The following is a 20,710-nucleotide window of genomic DNA, read 5'->3' as shown; positions in this document are numbered from 1 at the left end:
CAGCCCACACTCTTCCTCTGGCGTTGTTATGCCTTTTTAACCCTGCGACAGCAACGGAAAAGACAACACTCGAAGTCGCAACTTTTTTGGCGCCCCCCTACCAGGAGATGGTGGACGGGGAGCCTCGCGGCCGCTCTGTCGATACGTTGGAATGTGCTCTTAAGCGTATGCAATGGCATTACAAAATTACCGCCTATCCGCAAAAACGCGCGTTGCGCAATTTGGAAACCAGTCGGGTCGATGCGATTTTAACGATTACGCCGGAGTTTTACGGTCAGATAAACCAAGCGGTCACCAGCGATCCGGTGGCGCTGGAGAAGTGGTTTATTTACAGCTCGGTCAATACCCCGGCCGTTGATCAGGCTCTGAGCGCAGACCATTTTGGTCGGCTGGGCGTAGTGCTGGGGTCGTCACAGGAAGCTTGGCTGGAACAGCGTGGGTATCCTATTCGCGGTCGCGGTGTGGATCTTGGTATCCTGCTGAATATGTTTTTGTCACAGCGATTCGACAGCATTTTAGTGGACGACTTTCAGTTGTCTTCCCCTGAGTATTCACAAAAATTTGAACAGCTGCAGGCGTACCACCGGTACTTTGTAAAATATGTACCGAAAGTAATCGCTTTTTCTCACCGTTTTCTCGATAGAAATCCTAATTTTGTTCAAAAATTTAATGGGGTATTGAGCGAATGTCAGCCGGGCTCAACCGTTGTGGATTCACATGAACGCGCGCTTATGGTTGATAAGCTAAAATCGCTTCACGATCGCTTGCAGGGCACATCTTTAATTGCTCAAACACTGGCAACGCGAAACAACGATGTACGATTTTCTACAGCGACTGTGGATTATTGGGATTCAACGTACCGCGAGTTCCTTACTGGGCGTAAAAGGTCGGCCGATATAACTGCAGTGTATGAAGGTGAGTTAGCACACATACTGAAGGCAGCCGAAGTCCGGACGAAAGGGTTGCTACGGGAAATTATCCTAGTTGATAAACAGGGGTTTAACCTGGCCGCGACTGATGCGACTTCCGATTTTTATCAGGGTGATGAAGATAAGTTCAGCAGGCTCACCGCGCAACCCGAAGTGGCCTATGTGGTGAGTCCTATTCGTTTCGACGCCTCTACTGCTCAGTTTCTGGTGCACATTTCGATACCCCTTCGAAATAGTGAGCAACAACTCATCGGCGCTATTATTTATGGGGTCAATCCCGAAGTTGCGCTCGCCAATCAAAATCTGTGGGGCATCACCGAAGCTGCTTTGTTGAGCGCGCACGGCATGTTTTAGGCCGTTTTGCTGCGAATTGCGCGGGCCTTGCGTTTACGTGCCCAAATCACAATACCGGTAATGGAAAGCATAGCGATAAGCGCGCCCAGAAACGACATAATCACTCGCCCTGTAACGCCAAGAATCCGACCGCTGTGCAGTGGAAACTGCGCCTGCATAAAAATATCACCCGCACTGCCTTCGCCGGGTATGGTTGCGCCCACATAAGCACCTGTGTTGCCGTCGAAGTAAAGCCACGGGTTGCCAAGGCCACCGTCACCGTGACTGTTACCCGGAGTAAAAAAGCCGATGCCGTACAAGTTGTAATCCCGCGCGTAAAAGAGGCCGCCTATGGGGTCGGTAATATCGTGTTTTGGCGCTTCGATGCGGGCAAGTTCCACCGCTTCAGCGCGACTGAGTGCGGGCGTTGAATAAGCATTAAATGTTTGGGTTTCAAACGGGCTGGGCGTGAGTGGAGAGATTGCGTTCACAACTGGTCGAACCACCTGAAAACCGAGGTTCATGGAAACCGACGTAACCGCGATAATAAGCAGCAACGCCCACACCCAGACACCGCCGGAACGGTGTAAATCGAAATTTAATTTGTAGCCGCCACTTTTCCAGCGGAACAAAAAGGATTTTTGCCAGCTGCGGCGCGCAGGGAAGGAAATGGCAATGGCAACGAAGCTATCCAGAATCCATACGATACTGACAATCCCCATAAACAGAATACCCGCTTCTATCCCACCAACGTCGGGCAGGTGCATGGAGTAATGTAATTTATAGAGAAAAGGCAGCAGGTTTTCGCGCGAAAGCGAGACATCGCCCCACATCCGCTTTGCCTGCACTTCGCCGGACTCCGGGTGGATAGCGACTTGATTGTAGGTGAGGTTTTGGTCCGCCTGTTCGCTGCGGCCTTTTACAAAGATGTTAAGGGCATCGCCGGCAGCCAGTTCGAGCGGGAGAAAGGTCACAATCAAGTTTGGATTTTCAGCCTCGAACTTGTCCGCCAACACCAGCGGAGATTGCGCTTCACCTTGCCATTTGGCGTGATACATCTGTGGATTCAGCGCACCGTCCAATTCGTGGTCCCACGAAATAATTGCGCCGGTTGCGCCAGCTACAAAAAGAAACACGGCAGTAAATAGGCCGAACCAGCGGTGTAAAAGGGTCAACAGGTGGCGCATCATCATCTCCGAATTTCCAGTTATTAAACTAAATGCTAATCGTTATCATTGACATTTAATTGTTGGGCGTTATATTGGCGTCAGATTTCACAAACGTCAAGTTGAGGTAGCAGTATGAATAACGATTGGGGGCGATTTCATCGCTGTGCACTGGCGGTGGCTGTGGGGCTAGCCAGTGCTACTCAGGTGTACGCCGAGAGTGGTGAGCCGGCGTTAGAGGAAATGTACATTACCGGGATGCGAGCAGAGCGTTCCAGTAAGGGCGCGACGGGCCTGGATATGTCGTTATTCGAAACACCACAATCGGTATCGTCTGTCGACGCGGCGTTTATCGATAGCTTTTCGCTGGACGATGCCAACCAGGTATTGCGCGCGATCACCGGTGTGAATGTCGATGAAGTTGAAACTGATCGCACCTACTACAATGCGCGTGGGTTCGAAATAAAAAGCATGCAGGTGGACGGAACCGGCTTGCCCTTTACTTGGAATGTGGTCGGCGATATCGACACCGCCGTGTACGAAAAAATAGAGGCTATTCGCGGCGCGAATGGGCTGCTAACCGGTACCGGTAACCCGTCCGGTACGATCAATTATGTGCGCAAACGACCCACCAACGATTTTCAGGGCAATGTAAGTGTTGCCGCTGGCAGCTCGAGTTATAAGCGTGCTACGGCTGATGTCTCTGTTCCCCTGACCGATTCGGGTTCCTGGGCGGCAAGGGGTGTGGTCGCGCACCTGGATACGGGTTCCTATCTCGACAATTACGAGCGTCAGCGCACAGTGGTTTATGGCGTGGTAGACGGGCAGGTTGGCAGCACAACGGCTATTACCGCGGGCTACACCTGGCAGAAAGCGCGCAGTGAAGGCGTGTTGTGGGGCGCGCTGCCGATGCTGGATTCCAATAATCAGCAAACCGACTACCCGACTTCCACCTCGACCACCATGGACTGGACCAACTGGGAAACCGATAACAGCAACCTGTTCGTAGAACTCGCCCAGGAACTGGGCGACTGGCACTGGAAAACCAGCGTTAACTACAACAATTACGAAGAGCCTTCTGAACTGTTTTATACCTACGGCACGCCTGATGCGGAAACCGGCTTGGGACTCGTGGGCTATCCGGGAAAATATTTCAGCTCTAACGAGCAGTGGATGGTGGACTCCACACTTGCAGGTGATTTCGATGCATTTGGCAGCAATCACGACTTGTTATTCGGCGTAAACGTGAGCACCGCCGCCAACGGTTACCTGAGTTATGCGGCCCCCGCAGACAGCCCTGCATGGGGCGCGTTGCCCCCGCTGCCTTGGCGCGGCAACGAGATTGCGCGCCCTGCCTGGGAAGAAGGTGTAGAAGAGTCCGATTTCACGACTGATGTGCAGCGGTTGTACGCCGTAGCCAATTGGCATTTGGGTGACTTCGATGTCATTACCGGTATCAATCACGTAAAAGCGGAGTCGGAAGGGGTCAGCTTCGGTGACCCGATGGATTGGTCGGAACAAGACACCAGCCCGTATTTAGGAGTGACTTGGAAGATGGCGGCTGGGGTGAATCTCTATGCCAGTTACAGCGATATTTTCGAGCCGCAGGAAGAACTGGATGCGCAAAGCAACAATGTTGGTCCAGCGGAAGGCAACAGTGTTGAGCTGGGTGCGAAATTTGAGCTCGCCTCCGGCCGCTTGATCGCTTCGGTGGCTGTTTTTAAAGAGCAGCAGGACAATTATGCCGAGGAGCAGGCGTTCGATGCGGACTTGGGGCGCTCACCCTACAAGGGAATTGATGTGAGCTCCGAAGGGTTTGAACTTGAAGCGCAAGGACAACTGACAGACAGTATTCACGTGCTGGCGGGTTACACCCAGATGTCTCTGGAAGACGAGAACGACGCTAAGGTGCGAACCTATATTCCGCGTCGCACGCTCAACCTTGGTGTTACCTATCAACCGGGCTGGCTCTCAGGTCTGCAGGTGGGCTCTTTGTTAACCTGGCAGAGTGATATTTATATTGGCAGCGAGCCGGCAAAAATAAGCCAGGACAGCTATGCAATTTGGTCCGCTTATGCGAGCTATGGCTTCGCTGAAAATTGGGAGCTGAGCGTTAACCTCGATAATATTACTGACGAGAAATACCTGACCAGCCTGTACTGGGACCAAAGCTACTACGGCGAAGATCGCAGCGCTCAGGCGAAAATCAGCTACCGTTTTTAATCGCGAACAGTCAGCGCTTTCGCCACGGCCGGGCAATGTCCGGCTGTGGCTTTTACATAGCGCAGCGCGGTTTCAAGTAATAACTGTTTAGTACTGAAAATTAACCATCGAGAATTAACAGACCCTCATCACCAGGTATCGTTTTCACTGATTGCCCGAACCTGAGGCTCGCCGACTTCGTCCACCGAAACACTAAATTGGATCGGTCGGCAGCACACCTGGCAATCCTCAATAAACTCCTGCTCCGCTTCCGACAGATCCAGCAAAATTTCAATGGGCTCCCCGCAATAGGGGCAAAGCATATTGTGTAGTTGTGTACCGAAAACCATAGGGCTCCTTTTCAAGGACAGCATTGGGTATTGTCTATGACTCCATGTTCTGCATGAAGTTTACGGAGACCGTTCGACTCGTGCTCCCTCTCATTTGACGGAGCACATAGCGAATTTAGTTTTTTAGTTTGTACCCCGTGCGGAATATAACGAGTACCAGCGCTAAGCAGACCGCGAGAAACAATAAGATCATTCCCAGGCTGATACTGAGCGACACATCGGATGACTCATAAAACGCCCAGCGAAATCCGCTTACCAGGTAAACCACGGGATTAAACAGCGTCAGCGTTTGCCAAAATGGCGGCAGCATACTGATGGAATAAAAGGTACCTCCTAAAAAGGTGAGCGGGGTGACGACCATCAGCGGAATAATTTGCAGCTTTTCAAAACCATCTGCCCAAATGCCAATGATGAATCCGAATAAACTAAATGTGATTGCGGTAAGTACCAGAAACAGCACCATAATCAGTGGATGTGCGACTGAAAAATCCACGAATAGGCGGGCGGTTGCGAGAATAATTAAACCGATTACCACCGACTTGGTCGCTGCAGCGCCCACAAATGCGATCACTGTTTCCAGTGCAGAAATCGGTGCAGCCAGGATTTCGTAAATGGCACCCGTGAAGCGCGGCATATGAATACCGAAGGACGCGTTGGAGATACTCTCGTTGAGCAGGGTGAGCATCACCAAACCAGGTACAATATAGGCGCCGTAGGGTACCTGATCGATTTCGACCATGCGTGAGCCGATCGCGGAGCCAAAAACAATAAAATAGAGTGACGTTGAAAGCACTGGCGAAGCAATGCTTTGCATTAATGTTCGCCAGGTGCGCGCCATCTCAAACAGATAAATCGCTTTTACTGCATGCCAGTTCATTCTTTTCCTCCCACCAGACTGACGAAAATATCTTCGAGCGAACGCTGGCGCGTGTGTAAGTCCTTGAATTCAATGCCTTGCGCCGTGAGGTCTTTTAATAGCGCAGGAATGGGATTGGCGTCGTCGCGTGAATCGAATTCGAAGCGCAAGGTCGAGCCTGTTTCGTCCAATGTCAGATCGTAGTTGGCAAGACTTTCTGGCACGCCGCTAAGTGGCGCGGGTAATTCGAGTGTGAGTTCTTTGCGTCCGAGCTTTTTCATCAGCGCGGCTTTATCGTCAACCATCACGATTTCGCCTTTGTTTATAAAGCCAATGCGATCGGCCATTTCCTCGGCCTCTTCGATGTAGTGGGTGGTGAGAATGATGGTTACACCGGTATCGCGCAGTTCCCGGATCATCGACCACATGTCTTGGCGCAGCTCTACATCCACCCCGGCGGTGGGCTCATCAAGGAACAGCACCGTTGGTGTGTGCGATAGAGCCTTGGCAATCAATACGCGTCTTTTCATGCCTCCGGATAACGACATAATTCGCTCGTGTCGTTTTTCCCAAAGGCTCAGTTTGCGCAGCAAGGATTCCAAGTAGGTATCGTTCGCCGGTTGGCCGTACAAGCCGCGGCTGAATTTCACCGTTGCCCACACTGACTCAAACATGCTCAGAGAAAGTTCTTGTGGCACCAGACCGATCTGACTGCGCGCGTCGCGGTAGTCTTTTTGAATATCGGCATCGCCCACGGTCACTCGGCCACTAGAGGAATTAACGATGCCACAAATGATACTGATTAATGTTGTTTTACCCGCCCCGTTGGGGCCGAGCAAGGCGAAAATTTCGCCCTTTTGGATATTGAGATTGATGTTGTTGAGCGCAACAAACCCGGATTTGTAGGCTTTGTGCAATTGCTCCACACGAATAACTGGTTCCATGAGGTCCCCATTTAAGAGCGACAAAGCGGAAGCGATAACGAATGCTCCCGGAAAGGGCGAGGCAAATGGCAGCACATGTTTTTGTGCCTGCCAGCGATGCGGGAATTAAAACATAAGCCAGGGTTATGGCGGGTAAAGATAGTTTGATCGAAATGTATGACGGGCAGCGACACTGCCCGTTTTTACAATGGAATCACTCCTATACAAGGTGGTCTAGAGGTTACAAAAACATACCGCCAGACGCTTCCACACGCTGACCGGTGACCCAGCTATTGGCATCGGAGAAAAGCGCAGCAATCGCTTTGCCAATATCGTCTGCCTCGCCAACCCGGCCTAGTGCGGTTTGGGACGCCAAATAAGTGTTGAGATCAGCGTTGTCACGAACCGCGCCGCCGCCGAAATCGGTTGCTATCGCACCGGGCGCAAAGCTGTTAACCCGGATGCCACGCGCGCCAAGTTCTTTCGCCAGGTAGCGCGTGAGCGTTTCTCCGGCTGCTTTAAACGTCGCATAGGTAGCGTAACCGGGTACGCAAAATCGCGTCAGGCCAGAAGAAATATTCACGATGCTGCCGCCGTCAGAAAGGAGGGGTAGCATGGCTTGAGTCAGGAAAAACACGCCTTTTAGATGTTCCTGCATCATTTTATCGAAATCGGCTTCAGTCACCTCGGTAAAAGGTTTATGCAGCCCGCTGCCGCCATTATTGAGTAAATAGTCGAAGGAATCTTGCTGCCACTGGGTTTGCAGTAACGTACGGATTTCGTCGGCGAAATGCGGTAAATCCTGGGTGTCGCGAATATTAAGTTGTAGGCAAGCGGCTTTCACTCCAGTAGCCGTGATTTCCGCGACAACCTCGTTGGCGGCCTTTTCATTATTAAAATAAGTGATGATCACATCCACTCCCTGACGAGCCAATGCGAGCGCGGCATTTTTGCCTAATCCACGACTGCCGCCGGTAACTAGTGCGATTTTTCTACTATTCATAATCTTCTCCTGGAGAGGGTTGTTGCGGTCTGTGGGAGTAGCTTACGGTGGGTTATTGTTTCGATAAATAGAAGAAAAGTATATAGACTGTTCGCTCAGTGCGAACAATGAGGTGCGTGACTTGGACAAACTGGAAGCGATGCGAATTTTTAAGCGCACTGCGGAACTGCTCAGTTTTACCGCTGCGGCGGAGGATCTGGGGATGGCAAAAGCCAAAGTGTCAGCAGCGGTACAGCAGCTGGAGGATGACCTCGGCAGTCGGCTGTTCCACCGTACCACACGGCGTGTTCAGTTAAGCCCTGATGGGGCGGAATTTTTACGTGGCTGCAGCGCGATAATGGACGATCTGGATGCGCTTGAAGGCCAGCTTCGCGGCGACACAGACGTAAGCGGCAATATCCGCGTCGATATGAACGTGAGTGTCGCAAAGAACCTGATCATTCCCCGGTTGCCTGAATTTCTCGCCTGTTACCCCAAGGTGACCGTAGAGTTAAGCAGTGTCGACTACTTTGTCGACCCGGTAAAAGAGGGCTTTGATTTGGTCCTGCGGGTGGGCGAGCTGCAGGATTCCACGTTGGTGGCGCGCTATCTGGGCGATATGCAGTTTATGAATTGTGCCAGTCGGGATTACCTTGAAAAGTACGGCGAACCGCAAAGCCCGGAGGACATGCACCACCACCGCGTGGTGGACTATTGTGCTAATTCTGTGGCCGGCACCCGGTCAGCTGCGTGGGAATATTGGGACGGCCGCCAGTTCCAGGAGATGCGGGTGCCCTACAGTATTCGAGTGAATAACGTGGAAGCCTATCGCGCGGCGTGTTTGGCGGGGTTGGGTATTGCGCAGATGCCACGTGTCTCCTTACATAGGGATGCCGCCAATGAGCAGCTTGTTGAAATCCTTCATGCCTATAGCGCGGGTGCTTTGCCTGTGCACTTGTTGTACCCCAACCGGCGCAATATGCCCCGTAAAGTGCGGGTATTTATGGATTGGTTGAGCGAGCAGATTCAGGCCCATCTGGCGCTCAAATAAAATGCCTGCTCGAACAGGGGGGGATGGGCTTAATTTAGTTGCTTGGCAAATATCCCCCGCTGGCGCGGGGGTGTGGTGTTTTTGTTGGGCCGATGAAGCGAAAAGCCGCTACACGCTCTGGATGTGTTTGGTGCCAGCAGTGACCTTAAGTGATTTCGCGCGCTCGGTTTGCATGGTGTAGCTTGCTGCTTTTACCGAGGATACGAACGACCAGTTGGCAACGACACGCTCGTGGTTGATGTCCAGCACCAGATAGCCGCGATCGCCCGCGTTGAGATATTGCAACCCATCGACGATACTGACGATCCCGGCTTCGGCAGCGGCGTAGCCGGCAGGAGCAATGCCCATATAGGCTTCGAGGCCAGGAGAGCTGACCGACGAGGTGGCGAACTCCACACCAATTTCATCACCTGCAGCGTTGCTTAAATTGTTTGCCCAGGCATTGTGGGTATCGCCTGCCAATACCACCAGGTTAGCATCGGCAGCTTTCGCCATGTCATATACGCGTTCGCGCGCCGCACCGAAGCCGTCCCACGCATCCATGTTGTATGGAATGGCGGGTGCTTGCAACATGGCCACTACCTGCGGCGTAAGTTTTGCCTGATTGGCTTGCAGGTAGGCGAGTTCGGCTGCGGTCAGGGTGGGGTCGGAGGCTTGGGCACGGGCTGCAAGTTGAGCAAGCTGCCCCAGCTCAGCATACTGTTCAAACGACATTTGCTGCGTTGCGATACCGAATGGCAGGTACATTTTGCCCATCAACACTTGTTGCCCCAGGACTTGCCAGGTGGCTGTGGAGCTGCTCATAGCAGACTGCAACCAGCTTTCCTGCGCTTCGCCTAACAGGTGTCGGCTGGGGTCATTCAGCGCAGTGAACAAGCCGGTGAAGTCAAAGCTGCCATCGGTCGTATTGAAAAAACTTGCCACGTTAACAGCTTCCACTCGGGCCTCGTGGCGAGTATCCAGCATGAGCAGGTTGGCGAGATCGCCCCATTCAAACTGGCGATAAATGTGGCTTGGGTTGGCCAGGTCACTGTTGTCCATTGCATCGAATGGGCGAATTGGCAGCCATTCAAAATAAGCGCGCAGTGCAGCCAGTTTACGATCGGCGTAGCTGCCTTCATCGGCCGAATGGTTTTCGGCACCGTTTTCCCAACTGTCGTTGGCCACTTCGTGATCATCCCATACAACTAAAAATGGCGTGCTCGCATGGGCTTTTTGCAAATCCGGATCGCTGCGGTATTGCGCGTAACGTGTGCGATAGTCGTCGAGAGTCAGCAGTTCTCCCGCCGGTTGCACAACGCGTCCCATGGCGACGGCTTCCTCTGAGGCATAACCATCGGCACCGTATTCATAGATGTAGTCACCCAAGTGAAGAATCAGATCCAGATTTTGTTCGGCCAGTGCGGCGTAAACGTGAAAATAGCCGGCAGGATAATTAGAGCAGGAAATAACACCCATCTTCAGCTGATCTGCCGAGGTATCTGGCAGGGTGCGGGTGTGTCCGATCGCGGTTGTTTGGTTTGCGGACGAGAACCGATAGTAGTAATGGGTATCTGGTGAAAGATCGCGGATATCGACTTTAACCGTATAGTCAGTACTTAACAGCGCATCGCCCTGGTCACGCGCGATAATATTGGAGAAGCCTTCGTCCTCAGCGACTTCCCACTGAACGCGTATTTTTTCTGGTGTACCAGCGGCGGGTGTTACCCGAGTCCAGAGAATGACGCTGGTCGCAAGCGGATCACCCGAGGCAATACCGTGTGCGAAACTTCCGTCGCCCAGTTTTTTATCGTCGTCATCGCCATCACAACCGCTCAGCAGTGTGGTGACATACAAACTTCCCAGCCCCATGAGCCCGGTGTTAACAAAACGTCTTCTCGAAATAACAGGCATACCAACCCCCAACATATAATTAGGCCGTCGAGTATTCAGCCAATTAATGACAGGGGTGTGACATCCTTGTGAAATCCGTAGGTAAATATGTGTAAGTTTGTGCGATGGGTAAAATTAACCTGGTGATGAAAAATTTGAAGTGTGATTCGTTCTGTTAGGTGAAGCAGGTTGGAAATATTCAATTGGGTGATGTGTGCCTTCGCTAACTTTATTCAAGTTTATTCGCAGAAAAATAACGGTTGAGTGTGTGGGAGTGGGTTGGTGTGCAGGTGTAAGGCACGCTGGTTGATATATCGCGTTTTATGTTAATCGAAATCAAATAAAAGTTCGCGTTGGTTCGGGAAATAAAATTTTTGCTTTTTACTTTGTTGAGGAAAAGCTTTAATTTGCGATTCGCAAAAGCCGCCTATGAGTAGTGTTCGCTTTTGCGAAGATAATAAAAATAGCAAGTTCATTGCAGGCACATAGTTCAAAATTATCATATCTGATATGCCGCCCATCTGCGTCTGGCTGAACGCAGGTGGCGCCCATTCTGGAGAATCTTATGTCACGAAAACTGGCGTTTAGTGTTTCTATGATCGTCGCGCTCAATTCACTGTCGGTCTGTGCAGCAGACGATAATAAAAATTTTGCAGAAGCCTTACAGAAATCCCTGTATTTTTACGAGGCGCAACGATCCGGCCCGTTGCCGGATGCGGACAACAATTTCCTGGCTTCCAACCTGCACAATGGATTTTTACCGAATCGCGTCGTATGGCGTGGGGACTCGTATCTCGACGATGGTCAGTACAATCAATTTGGTGAACGGATAAACCTTGACCTCACAGGAGGCTGGCACGATGCTGGTGACCACGTTAAATTTGGTTTGCCTATGGCATTCTCGGCCAGTGTTGTTGGCTGGGGAGTACTGGAATTTTGGGATGCCTACGAGCAGAGCGGCCAGTTACCTTATGCGCTGGATAATATTCGCTGGGTGAGCGATTATTTTTTGAAAGCGCATGTTGCCGAGAATGAGTTCTACGCACAGGTTGGTGATGGCATTATCGATCACTCGTTGTGGGCTCCACCAGAAACCCAAGGACCGGAATTGAAGCGTGTTCACGGTGCGACCATTTATCGGCCAGCGTTAAAGCTTACGTTGGAAAATCCCGGTGCAGACCTGGTTGCGCAAACCGCCGCTGCACTCACAATTGCTTCGCTTATTTTTGAAAAAAATGCTGTGAACGAGCCTCAGGATGGTATTTACGCAGCGGAATTACTGCAGAATGCCAAGCAATTGTTTAGTTTCGCCTACCAAACCAAGGATTTTACCCACGGCGGGAATGATCCCGCGCCCGGAAGCTACACCAATTCCTTAGTTGATGATCAAGGCAATAATTATGCGATGAATTATTACAACGCTTCATCCGGGGCAAAAGATGAAATTCCCTGGGCTGCAGGCTGGCTGTATTTAGCAACCGGTGATGCGGATTACCTGCATAAAGCCGAAGCGGGCTACAACGATATTGCTGGCAATACGGGTCATTTCGCTTGGTACCCATCCTGGGATGACACGCGCAATGCGGTTTACTACCTTATGGAAAAAGTGGCAGCAACTTCCGGGTATGCAGCAGACACACTGATATCGGATAGTCAGCGAATCGACGGTTATTATGACTATGAAGCACACTGCACTAATTATTTAAATGAGTTACTTCACAATAAAAACTACACACCGGGAGGGATGATCTATTTGGATGGCTTTGCGTCTGCGCGGGCTACTGCGATGGCTTCGATGGTGGCGCTTGTGCATCGCAATTATTTGGTGCAACAATCGAAGCAAGCAGATTTCCAATCCGAGCTTGCCGACTTTGCCACTAATCAGATGAATTATATTCTGGGGGATAACCCTAATAATTTAAGCTATATGGTTGGCTTTGGGGATAGCTGGCAGTTAGCAGCGCACCACCGCTCATCCCACGGCAGCAGTCGTAATGATATTAACGACCCGGAAATACCGCGGAATATTTTGTTTGGTGCGATTGCCGGCGGTCCTGCAGATGACGACAGTTATTCGAGTGATCGAGCAGACTTTCCAATGACCGAAGTCGCCACAGACATGAATGCCGGTTTAACGGGCGCACTCGCCGGCTTAGTCGACATACATGGCGGAATGCCTCTGGCAGATTTTCCGCCCGCGGTTGATACCTCTATACCCGAGGCCTTTGTGAAAGCCAAGGTGGGTTACCCTTCGGGAGACGACCGGCAATCTGGTGCGTTATTGAATATTCAAATGATTAACGAATCCAATTTTCCACCAAAGGAAATTGCCGACGTTAGTTTCCGTTATTTTCTCGACCTTTCTGACGAAATTATCGCTGGCTATGATCCTGCAAATCTGGTGTTGAGTGCATACTATGACTCGTCCAATAAAAATCAGATTGCAATTAATAAATGGGGAACGTCACCGGGAATATACGCAATTGAAGGAACCTCTGGAACGATATCGCCCGTCGGTGATACACAAAAATCGGCGGTGATGGAAATATATGTTGGAGATTATGTAAGAGGCGGGTGGGATTTTAGTAATGATCCTTCCTTTGCTGGTTTGAACAGTGATACATTCGAGCTTGCATATAATGTCGCGCTCTATGATGCGAGCGGGGAGTTGGTTTGGGGGCAGGAGCCGCAGGGAGGAACCTCCAGCTCAAGCAGCTCGAGTTCAAGCAGCTCCAGCTCATCGTCCAGTTCAAGCTCCAGCTCTAGTTCATCATCGAGTTCTACATCAAGCTCTACATCAAGTAATAGTTCCAGCACCAGTTCGTCATCCAGTTCAAGTAGTTCATCCAGTTCCAGCAGCTCCTCATCAAGCAGTTCTAGCTCCGGTGGCGCAGGAGGAATTAATGCCGTTGTTGTTATCAATAACGATTGGGGCGCGGGATACTGTGCGAATCTGTTAATTGCGAATCAATCGAGCATGGCAATTACCTGGCAAGTGACTGTTCCGGTTGAGGGTACAGTAAGCAACTTATGGAATGGTGAATGGTCGCAGTCCGCTGGCAGTATTACCGTTTCTGGTGTTGCGTGGAACGCTATTTTGCAGCCGGGAGCTGAAAATAATAGCGTCGGTTTTTGCGCGAATCGCTAGCTCCTGTTAGTGGCACCGTTTATTTAAGTCGGGAGGTACAACATTCATAAGACTCCACACTAGTGGAGTCTTATGTTGTTACCGAAATTAACTCTTTTAAAATGTATGAGTGACAACGCCCCTAAATTGAAATATAAGGAAAACTCGTTATTCTGTTTGCTGATTAATTGGTTTTGCTGATTGGTCAACTGAGTGACGATTGGATTAACTGTCCGCCAATCTTTCTTTCACCACTTGTTCCTGCTATTGCTGAAGCTCATCATTCGGGCACCCTCAATACAATAAGAAGGAACGCTTATGTGGAAATCCCTCAGCGTGGCAACGCTTTGTGGGGTGTCTCTTTTAGCATGCTCGCCGCAGCATCCAGAGCCATCGCCTCATGCCAAATCGACAGAGCTCACCGACCAACCCATCTCTAACGAAAACGAACTTGTATTGCCGCTGTGTGATATACCTTTGGCTCCACCTGCCCCCCAGGCGGATACTGCGGCATTTGCCAGCTATGCATGGAAGCAGTTTATTGCGTTGAACTGGCCGGTAAAGGCGCATGAGCGAGGGGTGCCGGATTGCAAAAAGCCGCTCGGTTCGCCGGGCTACACTGTGTGGCAAAGCTATAAAACCACCGATGAATTGTTTTTGCCGGATGCGGCAGATCCTGGGCCTTGGAACAGTCCAATGGGAGCAAAGTTACTGCATTACGCGGCTAAGGCGAATGCCAGTTTGCCGGTGCAAGAGAGTATTGCACAAGCCGTTGGCGGGTGGCTTATCGATCAAAACAGCAATCCGACTTACTATGCTATTTCTGTTAATGAAACCTCGTACGGTTATGTTCGCACTAATCAATACTACAATAAGGACGTGGTCAGTAACGCGAGCAGTGTTCGCTTTCCAACGGGTTCTTTAGAAGTTAAAGCCGCCTGGAAAATTCTGACAGACAGTGATGATGCCAGTCGCTATATAAGCATGACTGCGGAAGTGGAAAACTTCGATAACCAGGGTAGCCCTACCGGCAGTACACGCGAGGCCACCGTAGGTCTGGTTGGCTTTCATATAGTTGCGCAAGCGGCGGGTTACCCCCAGTGGCTGTGGGCTACTTTTGAGCAGCTGGATAATCTGGACAAAAACGGTGGTGCCGGGTCGTATCACAATCCCAATTGCAGCGGTAGCTATTGCGAACCCAATATATCACCGAAAACTTCCGGCCAACCGTTCACCACCCCAAACCAAATCACTCGGGTGACACCGCTGGACAAAAGCGTGGTCATGGCAAACACGACGTGGCAAGCCTTAGTTAAAAATACGCCTTTGCAGTACTATCAATTAATTTCTCCTCAGTGGCCCACAGACCCGAACGACCCAGGTAATCCGCAAGGAAGCCCTACGCCGGGCGTCGTTGCCAATACAACGATGGAGAGTTATATCCAACCGATCAGCAGTTGTATGGATTGCCACTCTACCGCGCGCGTACCTGGCGATAGTGTTAAATCCAATTACAGTTTTATATTTCTCTTTGCTCAATCAGCCAGCCAAGGGGGTGCGCAGTGAGTTATATCAATGGACCACGCATAAATTTCTGGGGTGGCGGTAGTACCAATGTCGACACTGCAAATAATACGCAATATACACCGCAAATTTTCGATCTTGCTGATGCAGCTGTAACGGCTACTGAAACAGATGAACAGATCATTGAATATTTGCGCGCACCTACTGGAGATTATTTTGCCAATGGTGGCTGGAATTATTATGGTGATCACCAATTTCGTTTAATGAGTAATAAGGTCTCTTCTTCCGGACACCCGGGTGCTGTGAGCACCAGCGGGTCGCTGGTGGGATTAGACGTGTTTTTATTGGGAAGTGTTGACCCACTAAGTGGGGATGGTCCATACGGTAGTCCGGTGATGGTAGACCTGGATCCAACATCCAGTGTCACCACCCAAATATTCGCCGGTGGTTTGCAAATTGGCAACGGTGATTCGCCAGCACTATTGGTGCGGGGCAATGCAGTAAGTTATTCGCGTTTCTTGGGGCTGAGGTACGACTCCAACAAAGTCAAACCGCCGTACGCGACTCCTGGCTCGGCTTATGCCAGCGGAACCTTCCAGCTAGCGTTTAAAAAATCAGATATCGTAAGCTACGATGCCAGTGATGCGCTGCTGAACGATCTAATTAATGCCCCGGGGGCTCAAGGTATAGTCGTTCGATTCGAAATGTTTCAGTTTTACCCCGGAATCGATAGCGCGACCATGCAGCAAAATTATGCAGAAAATCGTAACGACGCCAATCCATCTCTCGGACGTATTATAGGCTCCATTGGCCCATGGTTGGAGGGGGAACCTGCAACGACGCCACCGGGACGGTTACTCAACAATAATGGTTTGGGCGGGGCACAAGGGCTGGCAATGGTTGATGCAACAAAGTCGCTGTTGTCGTTGGATCTGGTTTCCGCCCTGGAAGGCGCTGCAATACGTCAGGATGGACAAGCCAATACCAGCCCGATAGAGCCCAATGTTGACTACGGCAAGATTACGGTAGGTATCAGCGGTGAAACATTTGCGGAATGTCCTTCCCTGCCAAATGATTATTATCTCTATGGCGGCTTGTATGATATCCCCCTCACTCCAGCGCAGGTAACTAAGCTCGCAGATAACGCTCTGGTGATTGGAAGCACTAAAAACGGCTTGGACATTCAAGAGCAGCCGATTCGTATCTACAGCGATTTTCGCAATAACTACGTTAATGAAACCTCACCGCCGTTAAGCGAAATTTCACTGTTGATTCTTGAGTATGGTGGACCCTTGCGCACTGGCGTTACTGTATCGTTGAGCAGCAGCTCCAGTGGAGAGTTGCCGGACGGGAAATTTGTCAGCTTTCCGAGCGAAATACACGTGCCTGCCGGAGCAACGTCATACACGGTTAACTTTGGCCAGATTATGGGTGTCGATGGATTTATGATGCTTACCCATACCGTTAACGGTTACCAAGCTTACTTTAATTCGTTGCGTAAATATTCGGAGGGTGCTGTCGAGGATTTATTGCAGGCGGATACGGTGGCCTGGGATGAAGTTTACCAACAATGTCTCCGCTTCTTTTATGTGCTCTTTCCTGCGATGTCCAAGCGGATTCCTCTCAATGACGAGGCAACTATAAATGCTGTTGGTGGCGAAATTTTAAAACGCATTTCGCCAGAGTATCGCAATACCACGCTTTATATGCCGCTCACCCGTAGCCTGTCGCCAGATAAAATTGCGCTTTTGAAAAAATATCTTGAGCAGACCTAGTCTTTTAGTTTTAAAAGGCTGTACACCTTTTTGCTTGTGCTGAGGTGAGTGGGGAAATAACGAGTTATATATTTAGATTTCCTTATTTATGTATTTCGGATATTAATTTTTCTGCTGTATACGAAGTAATGAGTTTAACGCTGGTTCGAATACTGCGGAAGCACGAATCATTGATAGCACTTTGGTGTGGCAATAAGAGAATAAAAAATATTTATGTGACAAGGCTTCCGAATATTGCGGTATTGGTTGGTAGAAAAGTGAGGCCTACGTATAATCCATGACGTGTGAAGTATTTTCTGATTGCCGTAGAGCGGATGTTCAGAATTTATTCACGCTTTAGCGTTATTTATTCATCTAGCCATAATTGGGGAGCGTTTTGCTCCCTTCTTTTTTCTAAGGCTTCAGCGTTGGCCTTCAAATATTTCACTCCCTCTCAGCAAGGCAACTCACCAAGTTGTTGGTAGATCGGTTTAATCCCTGCGGTTTGAGTTCTTAGCGACCCGGCGGTTTCTGGTTAACATCCTCCAATCTGGCATTTCTATCGTGGTTTAAGGCTGTTTGTATCTAGCGTGTTGCTCGCGACCGATACCCGTTGCGAAAGTGAGCCATCAGGTTTTACGGGCTTAGCTCGACTGCCGTTCGCGCGCAGCGCCAGTGACCAAGCCTGGAGCTATGCCTTTTCGATGTGACCCTGAACTCTTGGGCACTGTCAGCGTCTGATTATGCCGGGATAAGGTCGGCAGCGCCCTGGCCTTCACCCGAGCACGCTATGCTTGGCCACTGGCTGCTGTCGTGCCGCCTTCTTCCCGCTAGTTACTGCATTTAGCGCGTTGCGCAGCCAATCTGCGTCAATAAATACGTTGGCTATATGCGATTCGAGCGCTAAAATTCGCGCCCTTTCTCGTCAAAACATGTGGTATTGATATGACAACGATTATCCTGGTGCTGGCTATAGCCGCATTTTTTCTAGTAGTACTCGAAGATGTTATTCATATCAATAAAGCGAAATCCACCTTATTTATCGGTACCCTTTGCTGGCTGATCGCCTATCTGATGCCTGCGTCAGAGGGGGGCGTTGAGCATGTCACTGAGCACTTGGACGAGAATCTGTTGGAAATTGCCAGCTTGTGGTTATTTCTCATGTCAGCGATGACCTTCGTCGCCTATTTGAATAGTCGGGGGTTTGTCAGTTCACTGGTGCAGCGCCTTCTACCCAGTTCTCTCTCGGAACGGTCGCTAATGATTTTGCTGGGGATGTTCGCGTTCCTGTTTTCGTCGTTTGCCGATAACGTCACTGCCACCCTGGTGTCTCTCGCCGTTATTACGAGTCTCAAAGTAGCGCCGCGCAAGCGCTTAAAATATGCGACTTTGATTGTATTTGCGGTAAATAGCGGTGGAGTCTCGCTAATTACCGGCGACGTCACCACGCTGATGATTTTCCTTTCCGGCAAAGTTTCTATTGCGAATTTACTGCTGTTGGTCGCGCCTTCTCTAACCGCAGTGATGGTGCTGGCTGTTATGCTGTCGTTGCGAATGAATGGCGAGGTGGTGTTTGAAAGCACGCCTGCGGTGATAGAGCGCACCGACGTGGTGATTGCGCTGATTTTTCTTACCACTATTCTAGGCACGCTGGGGCTTAACGCGGCCTTCCAGATTCCGCCAGTATTGACGTTTCTATTCGGGCTTTCCTGTATGTTTCTGATTGCGCAGTATTTGTTCCGCAAGAAGGCCAACCGCAATATTCTCAACTATATCCGCGAAATTGAGTTCGACACACTGCTGTTTTTCCTCGGCGTGCTGCTGATCGTGGGTATGTTGAAAGAGGTGGGCGTGTTGAATTACCTCACCAGCGTCTACGACCATCTCCCTACGTCGGCGGCTAACTATGTGTTGGGCCTGGTTTCTGCGGTCCTCGACAATGTGCCGCTTACCGCGGCGTTGCTGAAGGCTGATGTGTCTATGGATACGGCAAGCTGGCTGTCGGTTACCTACGCAACGGGTGTTGGCGGGTCTGTGTTGATTATCGGATCTGCAGCGGGAATTATCGCGATGAGCAAGGTAAAAGAGGTGAATTTTATTTCTTACCTGAGTATGGGCGGGTACCTGCTGGCGGCATATTCACTGGGTTACTGGCTGAGTTACCACTTGGCGCAGGCTGTGCTCTAGGGTTCCCGAGCTGATTTGTCCTGTTTTGGCTGGCGTCGCAGTTGCAACGCCAGCACCATTCTTCCGACATTCGTAAGGCCGTGTCCTCAGTACAATCTCACCCGATCGCGCATCCGGTGAGATGCCCACCTAGCCCAGCTGACAGCTCGGTGTCGATTTGGAGATATCCAATTCCTCATCATTCATATCTGCGGGAATATCACCAAACAATGGTGTCGACAGATACCGTTCGCCGGTATCAGGCAGCATGCAAAGAATGTTGCTGCCATCTGGCGCAGTTTTCGCGATCTCCAGTGCAGCCGCAAAGGTCGCACCGCTGGAGATACCGACGAATATCCCCTCCTTTTGCGCCAGCTCTTTTGAGCAGGTCATGGCTTGTTCACCGGTAACAGGCACGTTCAGGTCGAACAGCTTTTCGTTCATCGCATCTTCCACCAGTTTGGGGATAAAGTCGGGCGTCCAGCCTTGGATGGGGTGCGGGTTAAAGCTGGGGTGGCGTGCGGACGGTGAGCCGTCGCTGTGGCGCTCCTGGTTGATACCGCTGGCGACTTCGGCGGCATTGGCGGGCTCGGTCATGACAATTTTGGTGTTGGGGCTTTTTTCCCGTAATACGCGGCTCACGCCTTTAAGCGTGCCGCCGGTGCCGGTGCCCGATACCCAGTAGTCCAGCGATACGTCACTGAAATCGTTAAGTATTTCCTGTGCAGTGGTACGTGAATGCATATCCGGATTGGCTTCGTTCTCAAACTGACGCGCCAGGAACCAGCCGTTCTTCTCCGCCAGCTCCTTCGCCTTGTTCACCATGCCAGTACCGCTTTGCGCCGCGGGGGTTAATACGACTTTTGCGCCGAGGAAACGCATGAGCTTGCGTCGCTCAACACTGAAGGTTTCGACCATGGTCACCACTAGCGGGTAACCTTTTTGTGCGCAAACCATCGCCAGGCCAATGCCGGTGTTGCCGCTGGTGGCTTCCACCACTGTCTGCCCAGGTTTGAGTGCGCCGGATTTTTCCGCGGCTTCAATAATGCCCAGCGCCAGCCGGTCTTTTACCGAGCTGAGCGGGTTAAACGCTTCCATTTTAACGTACAGATTGACGTTTTCCGGTGCCAGCTTGTTGATTCTAATTACCGGCGTATTGCCAATGGTGCTGAGGATGTTCTCGTGTCGTTGACTCATGGTCGGGGGCCTCTTTTTGTTTGCTTGGAGCAGAATGCGGCTGTTTGGCGCAAATATTATTGTTGGACGTCGCCGGGCAGTCTCTGTTCAATTCGGGTGTTTGCGAACCATATTGTGGGTCGCAATGGGTCGCCGCAGGCGTAAAATCGACACAAAACTGTGCTCTGATAAGCCGGTTGCTCGCGACTGGATTTGGCCGTGAGTTGGGTTATGTGCCCGGCAGTGCCTGTCATGGCGAGGTAAGACGTCGAATTATATGGGAGCGTTGGCGGAAAAAG

The 20,710-nt window shown here is 50.8% G+C and carries 14 protein-coding genes; 7 read left to right on the top strand and 7 right to left on the bottom strand.

Annotated features, from left to right (window positions below):
* Positions 1–86: 86 nt before the first annotated feature.
* On the top strand, positions 87–1,283 hold the full coding sequence (locus tag TERTU_RS17905) for a transporter substrate-binding domain-containing protein (protein WP_228378190.1): 1,197 nt from the start codon (positions 87–89) through the stop codon (positions 1,281–1,283).
* On the opposite strand, the gene TERTU_RS17900 is transcribed toward TERTU_RS17905, so the two are convergent.
* Complete coding sequence (locus tag TERTU_RS17900) at positions 1,280–2,449, bottom strand: PepSY-associated TM helix domain-containing protein (RefSeq protein WP_015817381.1); 1,170 nt, start codon at positions 2,447–2,449, stop codon at positions 1,280–1,282. The two genes, TERTU_RS17905 and TERTU_RS17900, sit on opposite strands and share 4 nt — an antisense overlap.
* 114 nt (positions 2,450–2,563) lie before the next feature.
* Between TERTU_RS17900 and TERTU_RS17895 the strand changes: the two genes are divergently transcribed.
* Positions 2,564–4,651 carry a TonB-dependent siderophore receptor gene (locus tag TERTU_RS17895; protein WP_015819289.1) on the top strand — a complete coding sequence of 696 codons (2,088 nt, stop codon included), beginning with the start codon at positions 2,564–2,566 and terminating at the stop codon, positions 4,649–4,651.
* A gap of 128 nt (positions 4,652–4,779) precedes the next feature.
* On the opposite strand, the gene TERTU_RS17890 is transcribed toward TERTU_RS17895, so the two are convergent.
* The 4 genes from TERTU_RS17890 to TERTU_RS17875 all read right to left on the bottom strand — a co-directional run bounded on the left by TERTU_RS17890 (position 4,780) and on the right by TERTU_RS17875 (position 7,762).
* Positions 4,780–4,980 carry a CPXCG motif-containing cysteine-rich protein gene (locus TERTU_RS17890; RefSeq protein WP_015818983.1) on the bottom strand — a complete coding sequence of 67 codons (201 nt, stop codon included), beginning with the start codon at positions 4,978–4,980 and terminating at the stop codon, positions 4,780–4,782.
* Positions 4,981–5,095: 115 nt separating this feature from the next.
* Positions 5,096–5,857, bottom strand: a complete 762-nt coding sequence (locus tag TERTU_RS17885; RefSeq protein ID WP_015818130.1) for an ABC transporter permease — start codon at positions 5,855–5,857, stop codon at positions 5,096–5,098.
* On the bottom strand, positions 5,854–6,780 hold the full coding sequence (locus TERTU_RS17880; protein WP_015819769.1) for an ABC transporter ATP-binding protein: 927 nt from the start codon (positions 6,778–6,780) through the stop codon (positions 5,854–5,856). The genes TERTU_RS17885 and TERTU_RS17880 overlap by 4 nt, the downstream gene beginning before the upstream one ends.
* A gap of 220 nt (positions 6,781–7,000) precedes the next feature.
* Positions 7,001–7,762 carry an SDR family NAD(P)-dependent oxidoreductase gene (locus TERTU_RS17875; RefSeq protein WP_015818501.1) on the bottom strand — a complete coding sequence of 254 codons (762 nt, stop codon included), beginning with the start codon at positions 7,760–7,762 and terminating at the stop codon, positions 7,001–7,003.
* A gap of 112 nt (positions 7,763–7,874) precedes the next feature.
* On the opposite strand from TERTU_RS17875, the gene TERTU_RS17870 reads away from it, so the two are divergent.
* Positions 7,875–8,792, top strand: a complete 918-nt coding sequence (locus TERTU_RS17870; RefSeq protein WP_228378189.1) for a LysR family transcriptional regulator — start codon at positions 7,875–7,877, stop codon at positions 8,790–8,792.
* Positions 8,793–8,900: 108 nt separating this feature from the next.
* Here the strand turns inward: TERTU_RS17870 and TERTU_RS17865 are convergent, their stop codons facing one another.
* Complete coding sequence (locus tag TERTU_RS17865) at positions 8,901–10,685, bottom strand: alkaline phosphatase D family protein (RefSeq protein ID WP_228378188.1); 1,785 nt, start codon at positions 10,683–10,685, stop codon at positions 8,901–8,903.
* A gap of 544 nt (positions 10,686–11,229) precedes the next feature.
* Between TERTU_RS17865 and TERTU_RS17855 the strand changes: the two genes are divergently transcribed.
* From TERTU_RS17855 to nhaD, 4 genes are all read left to right on the top strand, one after another.
* The gene (locus tag TERTU_RS17855; protein ID WP_015820395.1) at positions 11,230–13,812 is read left to right on the top strand and encodes a glycoside hydrolase family 9 protein; all 2,583 of its coding nucleotides are present in this window, start codon (positions 11,230–11,232) and stop codon (positions 13,810–13,812) included.
* Positions 13,813–14,109: 297 nt separating this feature from the next.
* The gene (locus TERTU_RS17850) at positions 14,110–15,357 is read left to right on the top strand and encodes a hypothetical protein (protein ID WP_015818255.1); all 1,248 of its coding nucleotides are present in this window, start codon (positions 14,110–14,112) and stop codon (positions 15,355–15,357) included.
* Entirely contained in the window at positions 15,354–17,090 is a 1,737-nt protein-coding gene (locus tag TERTU_RS17845) for a hypothetical protein (protein ID WP_015817778.1), read from the top strand. Before TERTU_RS17850 ends, TERTU_RS17845 begins: the two co-directional genes overlap by 4 nt.
* A 924-nt stretch (positions 17,091–18,014) precedes the next feature.
* The gene (nhaD, locus tag TERTU_RS17840) at positions 18,015–19,256 is read left to right on the top strand and encodes a sodium:proton antiporter NhaD (protein ID WP_015820030.1); all 1,242 of its coding nucleotides are present in this window, start codon (positions 18,015–18,017) and stop codon (positions 19,254–19,256) included.
* Between the two features lie 129 nt (positions 19,257–19,385).
* Here nhaD and cysK read toward each other — a convergent pair whose 3' ends face one another.
* Positions 19,386–20,432, bottom strand: a complete 1,047-nt coding sequence (gene cysK, locus TERTU_RS17835; protein WP_015819991.1) for a cysteine synthase A — start codon at positions 20,430–20,432, stop codon at positions 19,386–19,388.
* Positions 20,433–20,710 lie beyond the last annotated feature (278 nt).

The organism is Teredinibacter turnerae T7901, assembly GCF_000023025.1.
Taxonomy (GTDB): Bacteria; Pseudomonadota; Gammaproteobacteria; order Pseudomonadales; family Cellvibrionaceae; genus Teredinibacter; species Teredinibacter turnerae_B.
The sequence above is the reverse complement of the archived record's forward strand: the minus strand, read 5'-3'. Positions and strand labels throughout refer to the sequence as shown.